Raw genomic sequence first — 20,689 nt, 5'->3', positions numbered from 1 at the left:
TTTTCAGCCTTCCAACCGCTCCCAAACAGTCTTCATAAACTCAATGAAGACACTTTCAGTCTTGCCACTTCTCCCAAACGGTCTTCATAAACTCAATGAAGACATTTTTAGCCTTCCAGCCCCCTCAAAACGGTCTTCATAAATTCAATGAAGACACTTTCAACCTTCCGGCCGCTTCCAAACTGTCTTCATATATTCAACGGGGAAAACCTAACCCTTTCAAAGTGAACACACTGCCAGCCATTCTTAAAACACCACGTTTTTTAGATAGAAAAATCCATACAGCAATGCGCCGCCCAGTAAAACGAATGCCGAAAACAAAATAAACCCATAAACAAATCCCTTAATCATCGCCCAAATATCCAAAAAGAGGTTCTTAAAAAAATCAACAATCACGTACATAGGCTAACACCCGCCCGCAGCATTTTCTCCATTATACCATAATCATCCAATTCAATTTCCAATCATGCAGAAGAACTTTATTAACCTCTGTCCCGAAGGAGCTACAATGTCTTTAATTTTTTTCCCAATGATTACAATAAGGAAAACCTGATAATGCCAAAAAGGAGCAGCTGCCTGCTCCTTTACCTGTTCAACCTCATCAATGTGCTGCCGTTGACTTCCGTTGAGAAGCCGAATCGTTTATAATAGGGCAGCAGTCGCTCGGGGCAATAAAGTTCCACCCTTTCAACATCCTTTATCTTTGGGTGGCTTAAAATTGCATTCATTAAAATGGAACCGGCTCCTTTTCCTCTGACATCCTCAGCGACGATTACATCGAAAATGAATGCCCTGTATAGCGTATCGGTCATGGCGCGGGCGAAGCCAACCAATTTGCTGGACTGGCTGCATACTAACCCGACCGCAACCCCGCTTTGGGATATAAGTTCCTTAACATCCTCAAAACTCCGATTGCGTGTCCACCATTCATTTTGAAATAACTCGTGGACCTCAACCAGCCGGTGAAAATCAAAATCTTCAATGATAGAATACTCCATTTGAAATCCTCCGTTTAATTATCGAGCTTATAGCTGCTTTCCTAATTTGTTTGCAGTCCCCTGCATCTTGGACATTCTGATCCAGTTGATGTAGCCGTAAATGCTGTTAATGAGGAATGCGGTCCACATGACGAGCATGTTATAATCATTGCCACCGGTTTTATAAAGGGTAATTGCCCAGAGCGCGATTGACAGAACGTTAACAAGAATCCAGAGGGCCCACTGTTCGGCAAAGCGCTTGACCATTAAGATTTGCGCAATGATGGACACTACGACAGCCACAGAGTCGAGCCGGACCTGCTGGCCACCTATCAAATGGAGGAGTTCGGCGTACAGCGCGGACGAAGCGACCGTGATGGCGCTCAGCCAAACCCACTGCTTTTTGTTCAGGCGCTTGACTTCGACATCCTCACCGATCGTCCCCTCGCCAATCTGATTCTTTTTCCAAAAATAAATGCCGATAAACTGGAGCGGGAAATAGAACGCGGCGTTCAGCATGGCCTCCCCGTACAAGCCATAGCCATAGGAGATATACGCATATGTAGCAGTCTGGATGATACCGAAATAATAGTTGCTAATCTTTCCTTTCGCGACCAACACGACACAAAGCATGCCGGAAATCGAACTGATCAGCCCGATCAGCGTGTCCTTCCACGCATAATACAAAAAGATATTCACCGCTGTAAAAACAACCAGCCATACTTTCTCAAACAAGGTCCAGTCCTTTAACACGCCTATCCCTCCCCCAAAATGTTTGAATGCAAGCCCCAAAAAGGCGAACCAACCCAATAGTGGTAAAAAAATCATACTGTTGGCATACTAGAAATTGTATACTACATTAAATATATACGTCGAGTTGGTTTTTTATTGTTTTAAAACTTAATATAGGGATAACCCGGTCCATCAATCTAATATGATGGGTTTTTTACATAAAATATCGAAAGAAGGACGTTGCAATGAAAAAAAACCTATCTACCAATGTGTCCAGGACAATTCAAACAAAACTTGTCCTGCCGCCGGATACGAACCATATGGGAACGATTTTTGGCGGGAAAATCCTCGCCTTGATCGATGAAATCGCAGGAATCGCAGCCATGAGGCACAGCAAGGCAGAAGTGGTGACTGCCTCGATAGACAAAGTCAACTTCCTGTCCACTGTAAAAGTAGGCGACATCCTCACGTTTGAGGGATTTGTGATTTCAACCGGAAGGACTTCGATGGAAGTGTACGTGAAAGTGGTGTGCGAGCATCCCGATACCGGCGAGCGCAGGCTGACCACAGATTCATTCCTGACGATGGTCGCCGTTGACAGCTCCGGCAAGCCAATCCCGGTTCCCGGAGTCATCCCTGAAACGGATGAGGAAAAGGAACTGTATAAACAATCACTAGAACGGCGAGAGCGCAGGCTATCGGCAAAGCAGTTCAGAAAAACGGACCAGTAAAATCATACATTGAAATGGGGCATTCAATTGGATGCCCCCTTTTCATTTTAGTCTATTCAGCCAAAATAGCCGTGTTTCGTGCTGTTTGCTATAATTAGGAAAAATCCTTTTGCAGGAGGCAAAGCATGAAGATTCAAAAGTCAAATCCCGAAAACGTTGCGCCGCCAATCGCCGCGTACCATCATGTAACGGTCATTCCCCGGGATGCCGACCTGGTTGTTTTATCCGGCCAAATTGGCAGCGACAAGGAAGGCAATTTGCCCGATGACATTGAGAGCCAATTCGCAAATGCATTGGAGAATATTAAAGCCATTTTAAAAAGCGAAGGCGTCGAACTCAGCAATGTTTTCAAAATCAACTTTTGGCTAACTGAGAAAATTGACAGGGAATTCTATTTGGAAAAATGGAGCGCCATCCACAATCAATCGCCACCCGCGACGACCCTCGCGTATGTATCCGCTTTGGCCCGGCCGGAAATCAAGGTCGAAATCGAAGCCTGGGCGGCGAAATAGACTTTTTAGATGCTGAGAGGCATCTTTTTTTAAATTCGATAAATCTACTCTGCCTTTCGAATCAACCCTATCCTGCCCAAACCACAACGCTCCCTCTACATAAGCCCTGGAATTTTCCCAAGGCTAAAACCGTCAAATAACCGCCCGCCATACGGTTCCATAATCCCGTCAACGAGTTCAATAATCTTATCTTTCTGACCGGTTTTGTAAAAACAGTCAAACGCCTCGGTGAAGTGTTCCGCAAATTTTTCATCATATTCCCTAAGGGAACGAAAAATCCATTTTGATTTGCCAAGCCATTTCCGGTTTACCCGCAAAACAAATTCACTCGCCAAATTTGCTAGAGTCATTGCGATGAAGAGGGATTCCGCCCTGTTAGAGCTGCCAATGAAATCATCCAATACGTCGGTTAAAAAGTAGCGTTTTGTTATGATCAGATCATCTGGCCACTCTTCTGGCCCTTTTTCCAAAAGCTTGTTCGCTTCTTCTTTTATGGGGCCGATAATGTCGGCACCCTTTAGGACGATGCCCTCGGAAACCATTCTTACTAAAGACGGAACTCCCCGCTCTATGTCCGACTTGAAGAACTCCTTATATGAGGTGAGGTTATGGACAAACAGTTCGATCGGCCAGCCGTTGTCTATTAAAGATTCCCGGTAGCAAGCGTAGAGATTTCCATCAAATAAGATGATATCAAGGTCTGACGTATCGGTTGCTTCCCCGCGGACCACACTGCCCGCAAGCAATGCAGCTTGGCAATTCGGGAACTTGGCGTTTATGAAATTCTTGGCATCTTCAATTGGTTTCAGAGTATCCATTCTATTTTTCATCTCCAATACATTTTAAAAGTACCTCCGGAATTTCCTCAGGAACCGGACAATATAATGCTAATGAACTATTAAGTTGAATAGTATGGTTACAATAGGAACCCAAACAGTGATATAATAGAATAGTTTTTCAAAAAGCTTGTAAGGAGTTTATCATGTTAACAAAACAAAAAATGACCCCGCAGTTTGACCCGTGGGAGGCTTACCTGGACATTGAACAGTATGGCAAGCCCATGCTTACCAATATTGAATTTACGACGACAACGCTTTGCAATATGCGCTGCGAACACTGTGCGGTTGGCTATACGCTTCAACCAAAGGATCCCGATGCGCTTCCACTAGATTTACTTCTCGGACGGCTGGATGAAATTCCAACATTGAGGTCATTAAGCATAACGGGCGGAGAGCCGATGCTTTCGCTGTCGTCTGTGAAAAATTATGTTGTTCCGATTTTAAAATATGCCCATGAACGAGGAGTAAGAACGCAAATCAACTCTAATTTGACTCTTGACTTGTCCCGCTATGAACTGATTATCCCCTACCTCGATGTTCTTCACATTTCCCACAACTGGGGAACGACCGATGATTTTGTCGAAGGCGGTTTCGCCCGGATGGAAAGAAAGCCGGACTATCGGCAAAGGGAGAAATATTTTGAAAGAATGATTGAAAACAGCAGGGCGCTTGTGAAGGCCGGAGTCATGGTGTCGGCGGAAACGATGCTCAACAAACGCACACTGCCTTATCTCGAAAAAATACATAAGCAAATTGTCAACGGCATGCTTTGCCAGAGGCATGAGGTGCACCCTATGTACCCGAGTGACTTTGCGAGCAATCTTGAGGTGTTGACCCTTGAGGAAATTCGGCAAGCCATCCACCATTTGCTTGATATACGTGATGAAAATGTCTGGATGCTGTTCGGGACGCTACCTTTCTACGCCTGCAGCCATAATCCCGATGACCAGAAGCTGTTGAAGAGGCTGTATGGCAGCAGGAACGTTACGGTCCGGAATGATCCTGATGGACGTTCCCACCTGAATGTAAATATTTTCAACGGAGACATCATTGTTACGGATTTTGGCGATACGCCTCCACTTGGCAATATCCAGACGACAAGCCTCCCGGACGCTTATGATAAATGGCAGGGAACCGCGCTTGCAAAAGAGCTAAGCTGCCATTGCCCTGCTGTGGCCTGCCTCGGACCAAATATACTGGTGAAAAATAGCTATTATCAAGATACAGATTTTACAAAGCTCCATAATTTAATTGAAAAATAGAAAGCAGGGGCGCCTGCTTTCTATTTTTGTTTTATAAGACTTCTTGAACGGATTTCCTGTACACCACAAATTGTTTTCCCCAGGCCTCAAAAAGCTTTTCCTTAGTGATGATTTGCCACGGATTCATGAACGTCTGGCCGTGTTTGTTAAAGAAAAACCCGTCCCTTAAATGGAAGGCTGCATGCTGGATGCCGTTTGAGTTTTTCCAGACAAGGACGTCTCCCGGCAGCAGCTTTTCACTGCCTTCCTCTTCGTAAAAATAATGATTTGCTTTAAGGCCATTTTCAAAAACATAACCACCGACCCATTTTGAAATCAGCCATTCCGTATCGGCGGATCTGCCAGCGATTGCGGCGAGGACTGCGGCTAGGCAGTTTGCCCCGTTGGCAGCCGAAAATGTATTCATAAATGGGGCGATATAAGGATATTCCATTCGAAACTCAGTTAATTGGGACTCACTTATGTCTACATCATCGATGAATTGACCAGCCATTCCTACTAGAAACGCCTGCTTAAATTCAGTGGATAGCTGCGCCCATAATCCTGCCTGCAGGGCAAGGTATTGTTTTGACTCATAGCCAAAAACAAATGGAGCCAGCATTTCTAGCAGCGGTTCCATTCCGTGTTGGGCTACGAACGGCTCAATCATTTCCCATTCAAAAAGCATCCCCCTATTCAGCTTTTTCTGAATCTGAAAAATTCTTTTCCGGAGAGAGGCATCGACCGAGGAGATTGCCCCAGGGTGTACGACGCATACAAATGCCGCCTCCTGCCGATCGATTTGCCACAACTGATAACTATTCAAGGTGTTAAAATCATTAAAGAACGAGTCCGGGAAAAACTCTTTTACCGGGATGGCCATCACATTCGGTCCCAATGCTTCAATCAATGATTCATCTTCTTCGGTGAAGAAGAACAGATCATTTTTGGGAAAATTATTTCCCATCCAATAGCATAACGTTTCATCCTTTATTTCAACATTTTTTAAAAACATTGCTTCCCCCTATTAAACTTCCAGCACCATCCTGATTGTTTTCAAAATATGGCCTTCGAAATCTTCTTCCATTTCCTGTAACATCTTAAAACCTTTCGCTTCATAAAAAGCCTTCCCAATCGAGTTGTCGCGATTGACACTTAGGTAAATTTCCTTCACCCCGTCCGACTTTGCAATTCCTTCGTTTAACAGAGCGGTTCCGATTCCCTTTCCCTGAACCTCCGGCAGTAGGTATATCGCATAAAGCTCCACCTTTCCTCCATCCCTAACAGGGGAAAAATTTGCAAAACCGGCAATTCCCCCATCCGCTTCAGCAACTAGCATCAATGAACGCTCCATCCGCCGTTTCATTATTTCGTCATTGTACGCGGAATTTAAAAATCGTTCCTGGACCTCATAGGGAATAATCCCCTCGTATGTCGCATTCCAGCTCGTTTTGGCAACATGCTGAACCTGTTTCGTATCTTCCGGACTCATTTTTCGGATCACCATCGATTACTCCCCCCTCTTTGATTTGAAGCTCTTAAATTAGAATTTTACGAATTGGAAAATATATCTATAATAATACCATTGCAATGCTATAATTAGGTAAAACTTTTTAGGGGGATAAGATGCAAAAACGAGTGTTCGGAAATCGGCCTGGATGGAAACGGATCACCAAGAGAAGATATGCCCAATCTTATTTGGATACGCCGGAGTTTAAAGGCTATGTCACACTGCTTCATACAGTGGAGGCAGCCGCACCCCTGGTCGTCGACTATAAAACGAGGAAGGTATGCATCGTGGACAGTGGCTACTTCTGGCTTCAACAGTTTCCAGAGGGAAAGAACCATTCCGTTACCACGATGTTCGATTGCACCGGTGAAGTTGTCCAATGGTACATAGACATCTGCCTCCAAAATGCTGTCGAAAACGGCATTCCTTTTTACGATGACCTATATTTGGACCTTATTGCTTTTCCATCCGGCGATGTAATTTTAAAGGATGCCGAAGAGCTTGATGAAGCCCTGGCGAAAGGAATTATTAATCAAACTCAATACGATATGGCCTGGACGGAAGCAAAATTTATCAAGCAGCAGCTCGCCAATGGCAGCTTTCCATTGCTGAAATTGTCTTGCGTACATAAAGACCAGCTTCTCGAAATGCTGGAGTAGTTTTTATAAATGGGTACGTGTCCAAAAGGTGCCTCATGCTTGGACAGCATAGTGATTTTTCTAAGGGTGCGTGTCCAAGGAGGCACTTTCACTGCGGATTAGCTTAAGACTGTCTTCATTTATCCATAAACTTTTTCAGCTGTCTGTTATTCTTCAATATTATGATTTTATCCGTGTAGAGAGAGTAGTTTTTAAAGAAATTCGGCTTTCCGTTCTGCTCGAAATACATATTCCATTTGAACATCTTGATTAAAATCTCATATGTAACTTTATAGTGGGCCTTTTCGCGGCCGAGCTTTTGTAATATGAATCGCTTTATAATCCGGAAAGTCCTGACGGAATAAGCGGGATCGAGAAAAACAATGGCGTCCGCCTCCCTGAAGCTCCCCTCTGTCCATTCTTCATTATGGACCCCTTCAATAATCCAAGCCTCTGACTTTAAAATAGAATCCAAGTATTCCGCTCGCTCTTCCTCTGTCCTTCTCCTATCCCCAGCAGGGTTCCTTTGCCAGACAACATTGTCCAGTTCAAAATAAGGTATATTCCACTCATCGGAAAGCTTGCGCGCCAATGTCGTCTTGCCGCTTCCGACAGAGCCAATAATGCGAATTCTATTAATAGCATTTCCCAACAATACCCGCCACCTTTCCGATACTTCTTTAATCCATGGCACCTTATTAAGCCTATTATAGGGTATTTACGAAATTAATAGTCAAAATTTTCTTTATATATAGCTGCATGATAGTATAAAAAATATACTTCACATTGGGGGATACACATGGAAATCACAATTCGAAAAGCGACTCTAGAGGATGCCGGGGCTATCGCCAAAGTTCACGTTGCGAGCTGGCAAACAACCTATAAGGGCATTATGGATGAAGGCTTTCTAAGAAGGCTGAGTGTGGACAAGCGGAAGGAATTGTGGCTAAATAACATTCCACGTGAAGGGAGCATCGTCCTGGTTGCCGAATTGGATTGCGAAATTATCGGTTTCGCGGATGGGTCGCCTGTAAAGGAAGGCGAGTACCCGGGATATGACGGCGATGTCACGTCGATTTATTTTTATGAAGAACATCAGGGAAAAGGGTACGGAAAACAGCTCCTGAACCGCCTTCTTGACGGGTTCAGGCAGCAAGGCTTTACGAGCGCTATTGTTAAAGTGCTTGAAGACAATTCAGCATGCAGGTTTTACGAATCACTCGGTGCCAGGCACATTGATGAAAATATGATTGAGGTCGCAGGTGGAAAAGCGAATCTGCTTACTTATGCATGGGGCAAACTCTAATGCAAAAATTTCACCGATTAAATGTTTTTTAAAAAAATGGGTTTAAAACGGTTTCCTCCCGGGTAGAGAACTAATGTAGCGTCGCAGGACAGGGATAACCGGGAATGTGAAGGTTGATGGTAACAGAACATTGACGAATGTTAATGTGGATCGGTTATCATACTGTTGTTGTGATTGCCTACTTTGGAGAAAGATTTGCTTTCTCTGGCGATGGCAAGTATGCGCCAACGGTATATTTAGCAGTAGCTGCTAAATTGGGGCAGGGTTTGACTGCTGAATAGGGCAAGTCTCACTCCTCAAATTCCCCAATCTGGGGAATGGAGAAAGCCTGTACCAGAGCCGGTAGAGGCTTTTTTCATTGTTTTTTAAATAGACTGTGGCCGCAATCCATTCGTGGATTGCGGCCTTTTTGTATGCAGTGATTTCGTTTGCATAGGACTTCCCCTTCTCGTTTTGTGACCTTTGTCACACCTTCGTCAAGAAGCTTTGTCTATTTGTTGAATAAACTGGAAACCCCCTACCGATAGGTTGAAAACCGGATTATGATAACAGTGTAAACAACATATTTAAATTAATAACGAAAAGGGGAATTATCCATGTTTAACAATTTCTTAAGGGAAAACAAAATCGCCGCCGCTCTTCTCGCTGTGTTACGTATCTATCTTGGCTACGCCTGGCTCACTGCCGGCTGGGGCAAAATCACTGGAGGCTTCGATGCAACAGGATTCCTGAAAGGCGCAGCCGCAAATCCTGTCGCTGGCCCTAACGGAATCGTCTACGGCTGGTATGTCGACTTCCTGAACGCTTTCGCCATTCCAAACGCTGAACTGTTCAACGTCCTGATTCCTTGGGGTGAATTCCTTGTCGGCCTTGGCCTCATCCTTGGCTGCCTGACTACTGCGGCAATGTTCTTCGGACTTGTAATGAACTTCAGCTTCATGCTTGCTGGAACAGTCAGCCACAACCCAACTGACATCCTGATGGGCTTCATCATCCTTGTCGCTGGCGCCAACGCAGGCAAATACGGCCTTGATCGCTATGTGCTTCCTTTCATCAACAAGACTGTTTTCAAAAAAGATGCCCGGCTTCAAGAGTAACAGGTTCTCTTTCGGAAGAAAAAAGTATATTTAATAGAAAAATATCTTAACAAACAGGGAGTGCCAAAATGGTACTCCTTTTCGTCTTCTTTAAATTGGTACACCTTCTATTAAAACTTTATTTTCCCAATCGCGTGTAATTTTTATATCTCCATCCTTCAAAACTGTTAATTGTCCATTCTTTTCAATTACCTTACTTGATTGTTCATCCGATATCTTTAATTTTAATGTGTATTTATAATCTATTGTTCCATCATCATTTTCTTCTTCTTTTTCAAGAATAACATCCTCTAATTCAATCGTTTTGTTGGTACTCATCACGAAATTAGGTGCAATTTGGAAAACTCGATTTGCATTTAATTTATCGAATGCACCTTTTGATAGGTATTTTTTCACCTTATTTCCAATTTCAATCTCTGATGGAGGTTTAGTAGAATCTGTGAGGTTATATTGTTCAGCTTTGTATTCCTTCACAAACTTTTCTACATCTTCTGTTTTGATTGTGTGATTACTGCAAGCAGCGGCAATTACACCAATAATGAAGACGAAAACTATGCCAAGTATTTTTTTCATAAAACTCCCCCCTCGTATATTCTCTACTCCATTATACAAAATGTGGAATTCGTTTCATAATTAATCACCAAAATCACCAATTGAAGTTAAACTTTTTTCGGATATCCCTAATAAACCCGCAAGAATCCCTCCGAATTAATGGCAAAGGGCAGGCTATTTCATTTACCGCAATCCGGAAGCTTCGGTACTACCTTTCCATCCAGTAAATCTTTCAAAGTTGTCCTATCCAGCAATTCCGCAACCGTATCCCGGACAAGAGCCCATAATGGTTTCAGCAGGCAGCCTTCTTCAAGCGGGCAGCTTTCGTATGACGTAATGCTGACACAACCCATCGGCGCCAGCGGACCTTCCAGGTTCCGTATGACATGCCCAATTACAATTTCACTGGGCTTTTTGCTTAGTTTGTATCCTCCATTTACCCCTCTTTTGCTTTGAACGTAACCATTTCGTTTCAACTGCAAAAGGAGCTGCTCCAAATAATTGATTGGTACGAGAGTCCTTTCGGAAATCTCGCCAATAGGAACGAGTTTATGATCATTTCCCCCTAAACAGATGAGTGCCCGCAGCGCATATTCTCCCCTGCTCGACAGCTTCATTGCGGCACGCTCCTTCTGGGCATTCGGACTATTTTTCCCAATTGGTTAGAACCACCAATTTTGTCCGTACATACAGTAGGTTACAAACCTGATTAGATTAGTCGACAATTAGAGAATGCCCTTTTTCATAGTCTATTCAGGACTTTTTTAAAAAGGAGAGATTTTTTTGAGGAGGCTAATTGTTCTGGCACTGATTGGATTGGCCGCCCAGCTAGTAGACGGTTCACTGGGAATGGCATATGGGGTAACTTCGACCTCTTTGCTGCTGATGTTCGGAATTGCGCCAGCTGTCGCATCCGCATCCGTCCACATGGCTGAAGTCGTCACGACCGCGGCTTCCGGCGTTTCTCATATACGCTTTGGAAATGTTGATAAGCTGGTTGTTAAACGGCTGATCATCCCGGGTTCCATTGGCGCATTCATTGGCGCATGCTTTCTGGGGAGTATCCCAGGCCATCTAATCAAGCCGTATATCTCTGTTTTTTTACTTATGCTGGGCGTGTTTGTCCTTTATCGTTTCTTATTTAAGTTCAATCCTTCAAAAAAGCCTGCTGAAAGGAAGTTCGGCAAAAAGTTTTTCATCCCGCTCGGTTTCATCGCCGGCTTTTTTGACGCGACCGGCGGCGGAGGCTGGGGCCCAATCGCCACTCCAGTCCTTCTTACCAGCAACCGCATGGAGCCAAGGAAAGTTATTGGATCAGTAGATACAAGCGAATTTGCGATCGCAGTATCCTCCACAATTGGATTCCTTTTGACACTGGGCTGGTCGACGGTCAATGTCCAATGGGTCCTCGCCTTGATGATAGGCGGAGTCATCGCGGCTCCAATTGCTGCATGGCTTGTAAAAATCATTCCTACAAACCTGCTCGGCACTCTCGTCGGCGGCATCATTATCTTGACGAACATCCGGACTCTGTTCGGTGCTTTGCATGTTTCCCAGTCCGTTGCGCAGTACACTTTTGTTGGGCTAGCCATCCTCTGGGCCGCGGCGGTCATTACTGTAATATATAAAATAAAGAAGGTGGCAGTTGAAGCTTAGGTTGCAAAGAGGAAGTTGGATAAACGTCCACCAACCAGAAAAGGTCTATTTCCCGCCTCCCTGGCAACAATTGTGACCATTGTCACACCTTCGTCAAGAAGCTTTGTCTAATTGTTGAATAAACTGGAAACCCCCTATCGATATGTTGAAAACCGGATTATGATAACAGTGTAAACAACTTATTTAAATTAATAACGAAAAGGGGAATTATCCATGTTTAACAATTTCTTAAGGGAAAACAAAATCGCCGCCGCTCTTCTCACTGTGTTACGTATCTATCTTGGCTACGCCTGGCTCACTGCCGGCTGGGGCAAAATCACTGGAGGCTTCGATGCAACAGGATTCCTGAAAGGCGCTGCCGCAAACCCGGTCGCTGGCCCGAATGGAATCGTCTACGGCTGGTATGTCAGCTTCCTTAAAGCTTTCGCTATCCCAAATGCCGAGCTATTCAACGTCCTGATCCCTTGGGGCGAATTCCTGGTTGGCCTTGGCCTGATTCTTGGCTGCCTGACTACTGCAGCAATGTTCTTCGGCCTTGTGATGAACTTCAGCTTCATGCTTGCCGGTACAGTTAGCCACAACCCAACTGACATCTTGATGGGCTTCATCATCCTTGTCGCAGGCGTCAACGCTGGCAAATACGGCCTTGACCGCTACGTGCTTCCTTTCATCCGCAAGGCTGCAACAAAGAAGGAACATCAAATTCAGAGTTAACTAAGGGATAACCAATTTCATGTATTAAAAAGAGCACCTAGCCTGGTGCTCTTTTTGCATCTAAAATTCATATGGATAGTCATTTGGTGGAATTGAAGCTGGCTTTCCATTAAAATCAATAAACTGATCTTTTTGTTGATAATATAAAACCATCCCCCCAATAAAATTATCCTGGCCATTTGAAGTCACCTGGCCACCATATATTATTACTCTTTGCTTGTTCAGTTCCATATCAGGCAAATCATTTTTTATAACAAATGGGTAAATATTGCCGTTCTTATAAGGACTAACGACACCATCCGCCTCGCTTTGGTATGTTTTCTCGACAAGCAGATTTAAAACATCTTTTCCGTCTTTATTCTTTTGAATACTCTCAACAATCCCTTGTACATAGTACAGCCTATGTCCCAATTGAACCCATTTCCCATCCGTTCCAGGCGATGTTGAAGTAGTTTGATCAGGGTCCGCTTTTCCTAATTTGTTTTCACTTTCAGCTGAAGTTGTTGAGACAGCCTTTTCTTGTGTAGCCTTGTTTTTTTCATTAACTGAAGATGTTTCTTTAGTGCAACCAACTAAAGCTAAAACCAACAAGGTAGATAAGATAAAGACTTTTTTCATATTTAGTCTCCTTCGATATTATAAAGTGTTTTTATTAATATCATACAGAAAACTGAGTCCTCAAGGCTTTTTCAACATTTCCACCAATTCCCCAAAGCTTGTGAACACCTCATCCGGTTCTACCGTAAACTCAAGCGATTGGTAGTTAGGGAGCCATTGGACCCCGATTGTATGAACGTTCGCCTGCTTCCCGGCAAGGATGTCCGCATCGCTGTCCCCGAGGAAAATTGTGTCGTTCTCCGAAACCCCGAGCTCAGAAAGCGCGTTGTGAATCCCTTCTGGATGGGGCTTCGGGAACTCCACATCATCCCCTGTAACCTCAACATCGAACATTCCTTCCATCCCAAGGCACTGAAGCGAAATATCAAGGCTCCTCTTTGCCTTTCCAGTCACGATACCCATTTTATAGCCTTCGCTTTTCAACTGCTTCAGCAGGCTGATTATTTCCTCATTTTTTTCGACCAATTCTCCATGTTTTTCGCTGTATGTTTCATAAAATAACTCAATCACCTCGTCATGGCTATTGTGCAGTAAATTTTCTCGGATAATGCCAGTTTCGGAAGGGCCGAACATTGCCTTAATCTGCTCAGGTGTTAAATCCAAGCCGTCATATTCTTTAAAAACCGACTGAAAGGCAAAATAGCAAATAGGCAATGTATCGGCGATGGTTCCGTCAAAATCAAAAATAATCGCTTTCATTTTTAATCATCCTTTCTGCCAGCTGAATCGCTTGGCTGGCTTGCCGCTTTTCCATTTTCAATCTACCAGGAAAGAATTGTCGTACTGTCGCGAACATTTCTTTCCTTTACCACTTTCAACAGCTTTCTTACCCCTTCTTCATTCGTATTCGCTTTTCCAATTCCTTAAAGCATATATTCATCGGCATCCGTAGAATCTCCTGTATTTCTTTATTCCATTTTTCAAATTCGCTCACAACCAATTCCGCACTGTCGGCTGTACTGTGCGAATCGAGAAGGACTGCAAATTCATACCGATTGTCCAAATCCGTCCAAACGATGCAGCCATCCTCATTTTTATGCTGGCCCGCAGAAGAATTCCCGCCAAACCAGCCGAGGACTATCGGGCCCACCATTTCAACGCTGATTTCATCTACAAAATCTTTCTCGCTTCCAACCCAGCTGATTTCACCTTTCACTTTTTCCATCCGCCTCAAGAAACGACCGGATGCGCCGGCAAACCTGGATTACTTCGTTGTTTGTCCCCATCCGCGCGTTTGGCGAGTCATAAACGGCAAATGGCCCCCAAAACTCTTCCGGTGTGCCCGGATACCTTGGCACCAGGTGCATATGAAGATGCGGCACGGCATTTCCCGAGACAACAGCATAAATGTGCTCGCCCCCTTCACATTCCTTCAAGCCCTTGCTTACCCTGGACATAATCAAGCCAAATGCCTTCGCTTCTTCCGGCTCCATGTCAGCAAGCGTTGGTGCATGCCTTTTTAGATCGATCATGACATGGCCAAGATAATTCGGCTTGCCGCCGCTCTCGATATGGCCCACGTACACATAGTCGTCTTCATAAATCAATTCCCCTGCTGTTTGAATCAATCCTTTATGCTTTTTGCAAATAAAGCATTCCTCCGACATCCACACTTCCCCCTTTTTGAAAATAAAAAAGCCTGCCGCCCCATAAAGAGACGACAAGCTTTTGCTTCCGTGGTACCACTCTTCTTGGTCTGCAAAATGAATAAGCAAACCATCTCAAGACTCGATTACGGGAGTTAACCGTCCAGGCCTAATCAGTTCAGCTCAGCCTGGCCCCTCAAAGGCGAGTTCAGAAATGGTATTGACTGCTTTTCACCAGCCAGCAGCTCTCTGACAATAAGAAATCCCCTACTGCTCCTCATCATTGCGTTTTTTTATTGAAAACTTTCAATTATCTTACTGCTCGCCGAAAGTTCTGTCAACTATTTCCTGTTATTTTCTTCCTCCCCGAAATCCTTCTTCAACAGTGAATACACATATGTATCATGAACCGCCCCATCCTGGACCATATAATCACGCAGTATCCCTTCCTTTTGAAAGCCGGCTTTCAGAAGAAGGTTGCTTGATGCTTCATTTTCGAGGAAAACGACCGCACCAATGCGGTTCAACCCCAATTCTTCAAAACCATACGAAATGACTCTCTCCAACGCCTCTGATACAATCCCCTTTCGCCAGTGGCCTGGATGGAGTTCATAGCCAATTTCGGCGCGTTTATGCTTTGGGCTCCAGGCGTTGAAGCCAATGGTCCCAATCAACCCTTTTTCCCCTTTTAGTTCAATTCCCCAGCGGATGCCCCTTTTTTCGTGAAAGTTTTTCGAAAAAAACTCCACGAATCCTTCTGCCTGTTCAATTGTTTCAAGGCGCTCCTGTCCATAAAAACGGACCACATCCTCATTAGAAAAGCAGGCGAAAATGGCCGCCGCATCTTCTTTTCCGATCTCACGCAAAATTAGCCTGTTTGTCTCAAGTACTGGAAACATATAACTTCCCCCTTATCTTGTCCCCATCATACCCGATGGCTGCAAAACATACATCTCATTTTTTCAAAAAACCCACTAATTCCCTTCGTTAAATTGAGCAGTTGATTGCACCCTATACATATACAAGAAAATTGGGGTGATTTTTGCCATGATTAATAAATATCTTCTTGCGGGCGGCATCGTCGCGGTCGCGGTGCTTGCAGGCGGCGTCCTTTTCCTCGATAAAGGCGAGACGAACCGCCAAGGGACATCCCGGGTTCAGTTAAGCCAGGGACTCCAGGAAATTCAGCAGCGCGACGGCCACAGGCTGCGGATTACCGAATATGACAACGTCTGGAATGGCGGGGAAACGAAACGCTACCTGGACACACATCCTTCCATCCAGAAAATTTATCATAATGACCGTGACACAAGCCATTTTGTGGAAAACGAAGTGGTCGTCGACTTTGCCGGCCACCCGGCGCCCGCGGAAATAACACGGATCAATGCGGAAATTAACGGCGAACTTGTGAAAAAATTCAATTCAACCTATATTTTCAAGTCAAAAACTTTGAACGCCGAAAAGCTAATTGCTTTTTTTGGAAAAAGAAAAGATGTCGAGTTCGCGGAGCATCATTATATCCTCATGCAAAATGCAGTCCCTATTCCAAACGATATTTTTTACCGCGAGCATTACCAATGGAATCTCCCTGAAATCGGGACTGAAGGCGGGTGGGTGATTTCGCGGGGTTCGAAAAAAGTCACGATTGCCCTTGTCGATACCGGAGTTGATTTGGACCATCCGGATTTAAAAAACAGGCTTGTTACCGGCTATAATGTCCTCGCCGGTAATAACAATCCCGATGATGACAACGGCCACGGCACCCACGTCGCCGGCATCATCGCATCGGAGACGAACAACGGCCGCGGGGTTGCCGGAATAACCTGGTTCAACAAAATCATGCCTGTAAAAGCGATGGGCAAAAAAGGGTACGGAACCACTTCCGATATAGCAAAGGGCATTTATTGGGCCGTCGACCACGGAGCGAAGGTAATAAATTTAAGCCTAGGCAACTATCAGCCGTCACGGGTACTGAAGGAAGCGATCGATTATGCCTACAAACGTGACGTTGTGCTCGTGGCCGCAGCTGGAAATGACCATTCACGGCAGCCAACCTACCCTGCCTCCTATCCGGAAGTCATGGCTGTTTCTGCCGTCGGCCAGGATGGAATGCTCGCGGAATTTTCCAACCATGGAACATACGTGGACGTCGCCGCGCCGGGTGTTTATATTCCAAGTACGTATTTCAAAAATCAGTATGCGGCATTGTCCGGCACCTCGATGGCTTCGCCGCATGTTGCCGGACTTGCCGGGCTAGTCCGCTCGGAAAACCCAAACCTGACAAACAGGCAAGTCACCCGGATTATCAAAAGATCATCAGCCGACCTTGGCATCCCCGGCAGAGACGCACAATACGGAAACGGATTGATCGATGTGAACCGGGCCCTCCAGCTCGCCCGCGAAAGCAAACAGGCCCCCCGCAAGCCTGGAACGGAAAGCTGGCTGCTTAACCTCTTCAATCAGTGAAGACCAACGCCCGCCTAAGTAGCGGGCGTTTCTTTTAAAAAAGCCGTGGGATCTCAACCAAGTCGAAACGGAATCCATATTAGCGTTCCGATAGCTATTCAGGATTTCGACCCAATCGAATCAGAAGCCCCTGCTACTTCCGACAGCTTTTCAGAATTTCGCTCAAATCGAGTCAGAAGTTCACCCATCTATCTGGACCGCTTTATTAAAAACCGAACCCCTTGGTCTACCGAATGGCTCCCTTACTCAATTCGCCTTGCTAGGTTCCATCCATATAAATGGTGGAGGATCCCATTTCACTTTATCAAATCGGCACATTACACAGTTATATTATTTAAACACAGCCTTCATATTTACCACCTTCGCCTTGTATACTTTACTCTGATACTCCCACGGCTAAACCCGTGGGGTTCTGAATCCATTGCCTTCTTCCTGGCCGGCAGCCACAGTCCGCATCTTGATACGCTCGGCATCTAGGGCCAGGACACTGGGACAACTACATTCAGGACTTTCACGGCCAAAGCAGCCCCCGCTGCCATTAGCGGCCGCATCTTTTGGCTTTCGCAAGCCCGGTGGCATCACACCGCCTAATGTATTGTATTTTTCCATTACAGGAGAATCCCGGAGTTGAGGATCTTCCTTTTTTCTTTTTTGATTATATGGATTTCTTGGTCGTGTAGGTTCCTGAATCGTGGAAAGGTTTCCATGCATGCATTGCGTTTCGCTTTACCTTCCCGCGGATGGCTTTCCTTACAATTCGGACATATTTGACATGATAAAAATCGGTGATGGCTTGGGTTTCCCCTTTTTTCTTGGTGGAATAGGTGAATGGGGTTTTCTTTTCAAGATGGGAGAGGATTTCGGATACATAGCCGTCATGCTTCTTCCACTTCAGCGGGGTGGACATGTCCTTATAGACGAGATGCTTATTGTTATACCGCCAGCCTGTCGTGTTGGTTTTCCCTTCGAAGCTCGCCATTTCCCCTTTTTGTAGGAACACGACCTTCTTTGCCTTTCCGAACAGTTTCTTCCTGAAGGCAAGCCAGGCGCAGGAAGCTGTTTTCTGGGCGACGGCTGCGTTTAGCCTGTCCCCAAAATGCTTACGGATGCTCTTTACTCAGCGTGGGAGGCATATTCGGTCAGCTGGTATTGTTCCCTTAAGTCCTTGAGCCTTTCCCGGAGGCATTCCAGCTCGTTTAGCAGGCAGGGGTTCCCTTCATCAATTGCTAATTTTCTCTTGAGTCCATGTAGCTGCCGTATGCTTCTTTTGTATTCCTTCAGCCGTTTCATCTGGTTTTCCCGCTTCAGGTAGTTGCCAAGGACAGTGTTGTAGATGACACGGAGGATTTCCAATTCTTTGTCGGCAGCGGACAACGCCTGGGATGGCTGTCAAGCTCCAGGGTGAGGACAAAGCTGGGCGAGCGTGGAATGGCCATATCAAAAACCCCCAAAAAACAAACGTATGTTCCCTCATTTTGATTATACTATAGCTGAAGCGAGGATACAAGAAATGGCCTCTATTATTAATGCAAAACAATCATGATGCTAATTCCGGCTTCCAGATACTTGAGGTGCCTAAAAGCTGTTGGTTTACGGCACCCCGTATCTGGCCTCACTCCCATCCCACCCCTGAAGGAGTGGGCTTTCCCGTTAGGAAAGTCTGTAAACAATTCCTACTAAGGAGGTGATTTTCGTGAAAATCGGCACTCTCTTCCTGAAACTCGCCGCTCTTTACTTTTTGATTGGCGTGGGAATGGGGCTGACGATGGAGATTATCGGCGACCACCGTCTGATGGGGGCACATGCCCATATCAACCTCGTTGGCTGGGCATCCATGGGTTTGTTCGGCGTCATCTATGTCCTTTTTCCAAAAGCCGGCGAGACACTGCTGGCAAAGCTTCACTTCTGGCTTTATAACATCTCATTACCGTTATTCATGCTTGGCCTGTCTTTCCTTCTCCTTGGAAACGAATCACTCATGCTCCTGCTGCAAATCTTCCCTAACGTCCTCGTCCTCGCCGTCCTGTTCTTCGTCATCAATATCTTTCAAAACGTCAAAGCCGCAGATGTCGCACATCATTTTCACAGGGATAAAGGCTTATCCCTTTAAACTCGAAAAAGTAGTGCCTGCCAGCTTGGCAACGCACTACTTTTTCAACTCGGCCCATTTTTATAAAAAATGGCTCCCTAACTTGTAACACCCTGGGCCTTTTCTTTAAAATACCCCGCCCTTGACGGCATGATGATTGCCGCAAACAGGCTTGCAGATAAGAAAAGCCCTGCAACCGAGAACGCGATGCAAATAAACTGGAGGCTGAACCATTCCGCAAAGAAGCCGACCAATAGTGTCAACCCAATCTGGATGACCCCCTGCGCCATTTCCGCCACGCTTGCAAAACGCCCCATCAACTCGACCGGCACCTTGTTCTGGAAAAATGTTGCATAGCCGGTTGTCGCGAATGCCATGAAAAATCCAAGGAAAACAAACGCCGCCGTAGCGGTCAGGAAATTAAACGACGAATAAAATGCCAAATAGCCTACCGATGTCAGCAGCATACCCCCGCCGAGATAAAATTTCAGAGGGATTTTCTTCGACACCATCGCAGCGACAGACGAACCTGCCAGCGCCCCGATTCCTGTAATGCTCACAATTAACCCGTAATCCCTGGTCGACAAGCCCAGGATTTTTTTAATAAACGTCACTTCCTGAGGATCAAGGGCGAACCCAATCAGGACCGCACCCTGGTACAACAAATAGACGACAATAAAGAACTTGGCACCGACTACGAAATTCCGGACCGCCTTCCAATCCTCCACTAATGTTTTCAGTCGGATCGGCTCCCTGCCTTCCGCTTTTGCCTCATCGACATCCGGGAGCAGGTAGATAAAGAATGCGCACACAATGAACGAAATTGCGTTGATGATGATGCAAATATCCGTCCCCGCCACCATAATAAGCGCACCCGCGATGGCCGGCCCGAGCAAAAACGCCCCCGAAGCGGTCATGCTCATAATTGAATTGAACCGCTTCCGGTTTTCTTCAGGTACCAATTTTGTAATATACACAGTTGAACTAGGGCCGAAGAACGCCCCAGCAATATTGATCAAAAGCATCATAAAATAAATCAGCCAAAGCGAGTCTGTAAAAGGAATAACAAAGACAAGCAAGCCCCGAATGACATCGGTCGCAATCATAAGCTTTCGTTTATTTGCCCGGTCGATGACAGTTCCCGACCATGTATTCGTAATCAATACCGCAATTGGCCTGATAATATACAAGCCAGCGACTGCTGCGGCCGATCCCGTTAAATCGAGGATGGATATGTTCAGCGCGACAAGATACAGCCAGCTGCCCAAATACGAAATGCCTATCCCCGTCAACAACAGAATCGGATTTTTCCAAGAACCCATTCGCTCACCCTTCTCCTTCCAATTTCCCCCATAATACCATTTTTCCGAAAATTTTAAAAAGATTTTTTTCTTCGGCAATAGAGCAAACACCCAACCCGCCAAA

At 45.4% G+C, this 20,689-nt stretch carries 26 protein-coding genes and 1 other annotated feature; of the genes, 10 read left to right on the top strand and 16 right to left on the bottom strand.

The genetic code is table 11. The features are described from left to right. Window positions 1-584 precede the first annotated feature (584 nt). Together ADU24_RS05335 and pnuC are read right to left on the bottom strand one after the other, a co-directional pair. Window positions 585-998, bottom strand: coding sequence for a GNAT family N-acetyltransferase (locus ADU24_RS05335; RefSeq protein WP_053365652.1), 414 nt, complete (start codon window positions 996-998; stop codon window positions 585-587). 27 nt (window positions 999-1,025) lie between these two features. Then, the gene (pnuC, locus tag ADU24_RS05330; protein WP_231689569.1) at window positions 1,026-1,730 is read right to left on the bottom strand and encodes a nicotinamide riboside transporter PnuC; all 705 of its coding nucleotides are present in this window, start codon (window positions 1,728-1,730) and stop codon (window positions 1,026-1,028) included. 224 nt (window positions 1,731-1,954) lie between these two features. Here pnuC and ADU24_RS05325 point away from each other — a divergent pair, with 224 nt between their 5' ends. Further along, entirely contained in the window at window positions 1,955-2,440 is a 486-nt protein-coding gene (locus ADU24_RS05325) for an acyl-CoA thioesterase (protein ID WP_053365651.1), read from the top strand. A 125-nt stretch (window positions 2,441-2,565) separates the two neighbouring features. Further along, complete coding sequence (locus tag ADU24_RS05320) at window positions 2,566-2,952, top strand: RidA family protein (protein WP_053365650.1); 387 nt, start codon at window positions 2,566-2,568, stop codon at window positions 2,950-2,952. Between the two features lie 95 nt (window positions 2,953-3,047). Here the strand turns inward: ADU24_RS05320 and ADU24_RS05315 are convergent, their stop codons facing one another. Further along, window positions 3,048-3,761, bottom strand: coding sequence for a nucleotidyltransferase domain-containing protein (locus ADU24_RS05315; RefSeq protein WP_053368792.1), 714 nt, complete (start codon window positions 3,759-3,761; stop codon window positions 3,048-3,050). A gap of 173 nt (window positions 3,762-3,934) precedes the next feature. On the opposite strand from ADU24_RS05315, the gene yfkAB reads away from it, so the two are divergent. Continuing rightward, a complete protein-coding gene (gene yfkAB, locus ADU24_RS05310; protein WP_053365649.1) occupies window positions 3,935-5,053 on the top strand; it encodes a radical SAM/CxCxxxxC motif protein YfkAB in 1,119 nt (372 codons plus the stop codon). A gap of 31 nt (window positions 5,054-5,084) precedes the next feature. Here the strand turns inward: yfkAB and ADU24_RS05305 are convergent, their stop codons facing one another. Together ADU24_RS05305 and ADU24_RS05300 are read right to left on the bottom strand one after the other, a co-directional pair. Then, complete coding sequence (locus tag ADU24_RS05305) at window positions 5,085-6,047, bottom strand: hypothetical protein (protein WP_053365648.1); 963 nt, start codon at window positions 6,045-6,047, stop codon at window positions 5,085-5,087. A gap of 12 nt (window positions 6,048-6,059) precedes the next feature. Next, window positions 6,060-6,539: a GNAT family N-acetyltransferase gene (locus tag ADU24_RS05300; RefSeq protein ID WP_053365647.1), complete on the bottom strand. Its 480-nt coding sequence runs from the start codon at window positions 6,537-6,539 to the stop codon at window positions 6,060-6,062. A gap of 119 nt (window positions 6,540-6,658) precedes the next feature. Between ADU24_RS05300 and ADU24_RS05295 the strand changes: the two genes are divergently transcribed. Then, a complete protein-coding gene (locus tag ADU24_RS05295) occupies window positions 6,659-7,201 on the top strand; it encodes a DUF402 domain-containing protein (protein ID WP_053365646.1) in 543 nt (180 codons plus the stop codon). Window positions 7,202-7,316: 115 nt separating this feature from the next. Here the strand turns inward: ADU24_RS05295 and ADU24_RS05290 are convergent, their stop codons facing one another. Continuing rightward, on the bottom strand, window positions 7,317-7,835 hold the full coding sequence (locus tag ADU24_RS05290; protein WP_053365645.1) for a DNA topology modulation protein FlaR: 519 nt from the start codon (window positions 7,833-7,835) through the stop codon (window positions 7,317-7,319). 144 nt (window positions 7,836-7,979) lie between these two features. Here ADU24_RS05290 and ADU24_RS05285 point away from each other — a divergent pair, with 144 nt between their 5' ends. Beyond that, entirely contained in the window at window positions 7,980-8,486 is a 507-nt protein-coding gene (locus tag ADU24_RS05285) for a GNAT family N-acetyltransferase (RefSeq protein ID WP_231689568.1), read from the top strand. 596 nt (window positions 8,487-9,082) lie between these two features. Next, window positions 9,083-9,583: a DoxX family protein gene (locus tag ADU24_RS05280; RefSeq protein ID WP_053365644.1), complete on the top strand. Its 501-nt coding sequence runs from the start codon at window positions 9,083-9,085 to the stop codon at window positions 9,581-9,583. Window positions 9,584-9,673: 90 nt separating this feature from the next. Here ADU24_RS05280 and ADU24_RS05275 read toward each other — a convergent pair whose 3' ends face one another. Together ADU24_RS05275 and ADU24_RS05270 are read right to left on the bottom strand one after the other, a co-directional pair. After that, window positions 9,674-10,156: a hypothetical protein gene (locus ADU24_RS05275; protein WP_053365643.1), complete on the bottom strand. Its 483-nt coding sequence runs from the start codon at window positions 10,154-10,156 to the stop codon at window positions 9,674-9,676. A 158-nt stretch (window positions 10,157-10,314) separates the two neighbouring features. Continuing rightward, window positions 10,315-10,752, bottom strand: coding sequence for an RrF2 family transcriptional regulator (locus tag ADU24_RS05270; RefSeq protein WP_053365642.1), 438 nt, complete (start codon window positions 10,750-10,752; stop codon window positions 10,315-10,317). A 166-nt stretch (window positions 10,753-10,918) separates the two neighbouring features. On the opposite strand from ADU24_RS05270, the gene ADU24_RS05265 reads away from it, so the two are divergent. Continuing rightward, window positions 10,919-11,791, top strand: a complete 873-nt coding sequence (locus tag ADU24_RS05265; RefSeq protein ID WP_053365641.1) for a sulfite exporter TauE/SafE family protein — start codon at window positions 10,919-10,921, stop codon at window positions 11,789-11,791. Window positions 11,792-12,004: 213 nt separating this feature from the next. Next, window positions 12,005-12,505, top strand: coding sequence for a DoxX family protein (locus ADU24_RS05260; RefSeq protein ID WP_053365640.1), 501 nt, complete (start codon window positions 12,005-12,007; stop codon window positions 12,503-12,505). 60 nt (window positions 12,506-12,565) lie between these two features. On the opposite strand, the gene ADU24_RS05255 is transcribed toward ADU24_RS05260, so the two are convergent. The 5 genes from ADU24_RS05255 to ADU24_RS05235 form a co-directional block, all read right to left on the bottom strand. Then, complete coding sequence (locus tag ADU24_RS05255) at window positions 12,566-13,123, bottom strand: hypothetical protein (RefSeq protein WP_053365639.1); 558 nt, start codon at window positions 13,121-13,123, stop codon at window positions 12,566-12,568. 60 nt (window positions 13,124-13,183) lie between these two features. After that, window positions 13,184-13,822 carry an HAD family hydrolase gene (locus tag ADU24_RS05250; RefSeq protein WP_053365638.1) on the bottom strand — a complete coding sequence of 213 codons (639 nt, stop codon included), beginning with the start codon at window positions 13,820-13,822 and terminating at the stop codon, window positions 13,184-13,186. A 127-nt stretch (window positions 13,823-13,949) separates the two neighbouring features. Then, on the bottom strand, window positions 13,950-14,279 hold the full coding sequence (locus tag ADU24_RS05245) for a hypothetical protein (protein WP_231689567.1): 330 nt from the start codon (window positions 14,277-14,279) through the stop codon (window positions 13,950-13,952). Further along, complete coding sequence (locus ADU24_RS05240; protein ID WP_053365636.1) at window positions 14,269-14,730, bottom strand: HIT family protein; 462 nt, start codon at window positions 14,728-14,730, stop codon at window positions 14,269-14,271. Before ADU24_RS05240 ends, ADU24_RS05245 begins: the two co-directional genes overlap by 11 nt. 43 nt (window positions 14,731-14,773) lie before the next feature. After that, window positions 14,774-15,002, bottom strand: a binding site (T-box leader). A gap of 48 nt (window positions 15,003-15,050) precedes the next feature. Further along, a complete protein-coding gene (locus ADU24_RS05235; protein WP_053365635.1) occupies window positions 15,051-15,608 on the bottom strand; it encodes a GNAT family N-acetyltransferase in 558 nt (185 codons plus the stop codon). Window positions 15,609-15,756: 148 nt separating this feature from the next. On the opposite strand from ADU24_RS05235, the gene ADU24_RS05230 reads away from it, so the two are divergent. Continuing rightward, window positions 15,757-17,175, top strand: coding sequence for a S8 family serine peptidase (locus tag ADU24_RS05230; protein WP_053365634.1), 1,419 nt, complete (start codon window positions 15,757-15,759; stop codon window positions 17,173-17,175). Between the two features lie 655 nt (window positions 17,176-17,830). On the opposite strand, the gene ADU24_RS05220 is transcribed toward ADU24_RS05230, so the two are convergent. Both ADU24_RS05220 and ADU24_RS05215 read right to left on the bottom strand, forming a co-directional pair. Next, the gene (locus ADU24_RS05220) at window positions 17,831-18,154 is read right to left on the bottom strand and encodes a hypothetical protein (RefSeq protein ID WP_156324517.1); all 324 of its coding nucleotides are present in this window, start codon (window positions 18,152-18,154) and stop codon (window positions 17,831-17,833) included. Window positions 18,155-18,288: 134 nt separating this feature from the next. Beyond that, entirely contained in the window at window positions 18,289-18,528 is a 240-nt protein-coding gene (locus ADU24_RS05215) for a hypothetical protein (protein WP_156324516.1), read from the bottom strand. A gap of 340 nt (window positions 18,529-18,868) precedes the next feature. Here ADU24_RS05215 and ADU24_RS05210 point away from each other — a divergent pair, with 340 nt between their 5' ends. Further along, complete coding sequence (locus tag ADU24_RS05210; RefSeq protein WP_231689566.1) at window positions 18,869-19,285, top strand: cbb3-type cytochrome c oxidase subunit I; 417 nt, start codon at window positions 18,869-18,871, stop codon at window positions 19,283-19,285. A gap of 77 nt (window positions 19,286-19,362) precedes the next feature. On the opposite strand, the gene ADU24_RS05205 is transcribed toward ADU24_RS05210, so the two are convergent. Then, window positions 19,363-20,586 carry an MFS transporter gene (locus tag ADU24_RS05205; protein ID WP_053368789.1) on the bottom strand — a complete coding sequence of 408 codons (1,224 nt, stop codon included), beginning with the start codon at window positions 20,584-20,586 and terminating at the stop codon, window positions 19,363-19,365. Window positions 20,587-20,689: the final 103 nt, after the last annotated feature.

Origin of the sequence: Bacillus sp. FJAT-27245 (assembly GCF_001273955.1) — a bacterium.
In the GTDB taxonomy this organism is placed as follows: domain Bacteria; phylum Bacillota; class Bacilli; order Bacillales; family Cytobacillaceae; genus Bacillus_D.
The sequence above is the reverse complement of the archived record's forward strand: the minus strand, read 5'-3'. Positions and strand labels throughout refer to the sequence as shown.

Excerpts from the sequence above, each read along its gene's own strand:
- ADU24_RS05335 (WP_053365652.1), bottom strand. The coding sequence starts at position 998 with ATGGAGTATTCTATCATTGAAGATTTTGATTTTCACCGGCTGGTTGAG.
- ADU24_RS05325 (WP_053365651.1), top strand. The coding sequence starts at position 1,955 with ATGAAAAAAAACCTATCTACCAATGTGTCCAGGACAATTCAAACAAAA.
- ADU24_RS05320 (WP_053365650.1), top strand. The coding sequence starts at position 2,566 with ATGAAGATTCAAAAGTCAAATCCCGAAAACGTTGCGCCGCCAATCGCC.
- yfkAB (WP_053365649.1), top strand. The coding sequence starts at position 3,935 with ATGTTAACAAAACAAAAAATGACCCCGCAGTTTGACCCGTGGGAGGCT.
- ADU24_RS05305 (WP_053365648.1), bottom strand. The coding sequence starts at position 6,047 with ATGTTTTTAAAAAATGTTGAAATAAAGGATGAAACGTTATGCTATTGG.
- ADU24_RS05300 (WP_053365647.1), bottom strand. The coding sequence starts at position 6,539 with ATGGTGATCCGAAAAATGAGTCCGGAAGATACGAAACAGGTTCAGCAT.
- ADU24_RS05295 (WP_053365646.1), top strand. The coding sequence starts at position 6,659 with ATGCAAAAACGAGTGTTCGGAAATCGGCCTGGATGGAAACGGATCACC.
- ADU24_RS05285 (WP_231689568.1), top strand. The coding sequence starts at position 7,980 with ATGGAAATCACAATTCGAAAAGCGACTCTAGAGGATGCCGGGGCTATC.
- ADU24_RS05280 (WP_053365644.1), top strand. The coding sequence starts at position 9,083 with ATGTTTAACAATTTCTTAAGGGAAAACAAAATCGCCGCCGCTCTTCTC.
- ADU24_RS05275 (WP_053365643.1), bottom strand. The coding sequence starts at position 10,156 with ATGAAAAAAATACTTGGCATAGTTTTCGTCTTCATTATTGGTGTAATT.
- ADU24_RS05270 (WP_053365642.1), bottom strand. The coding sequence starts at position 10,752 with ATGAAGCTGTCGAGCAGGGGAGAATATGCGCTGCGGGCACTCATCTGT.
- ADU24_RS05260 (WP_053365640.1), top strand. The coding sequence starts at position 12,005 with ATGTTTAACAATTTCTTAAGGGAAAACAAAATCGCCGCCGCTCTTCTC.
- ADU24_RS05255 (WP_053365639.1), bottom strand. The coding sequence starts at position 13,123 with ATGAAAAAAGTCTTTATCTTATCTACCTTGTTGGTTTTAGCTTTAGTT.
- ADU24_RS05250 (WP_053365638.1), bottom strand. The coding sequence starts at position 13,822 with ATGAAAGCGATTATTTTTGATTTTGACGGAACCATCGCCGATACATTG.
- ADU24_RS05240 (WP_053365636.1), bottom strand. The coding sequence starts at position 14,730 with ATGTCGGAGGAATGCTTTATTTGCAAAAAGCATAAAGGATTGATTCAA.
- ADU24_RS05235 (WP_053365635.1), bottom strand. The coding sequence starts at position 15,608 with ATGTTTCCAGTACTTGAGACAAACAGGCTAATTTTGCGTGAGATCGGA.
- ADU24_RS05230 (WP_053365634.1), top strand. The coding sequence starts at position 15,757 with ATGATTAATAAATATCTTCTTGCGGGCGGCATCGTCGCGGTCGCGGTG.
- ADU24_RS05220 (WP_156324517.1), bottom strand. The coding sequence starts at position 18,154 with ATGGCGAGCTTCGAAGGGAAAACCAACACGACAGGCTGGCGGTATAAC.
- ADU24_RS05205 (WP_053368789.1), bottom strand. The coding sequence starts at position 20,586 with ATGGGTTCTTGGAAAAATCCGATTCTGTTGTTGACGGGGATAGGCATT.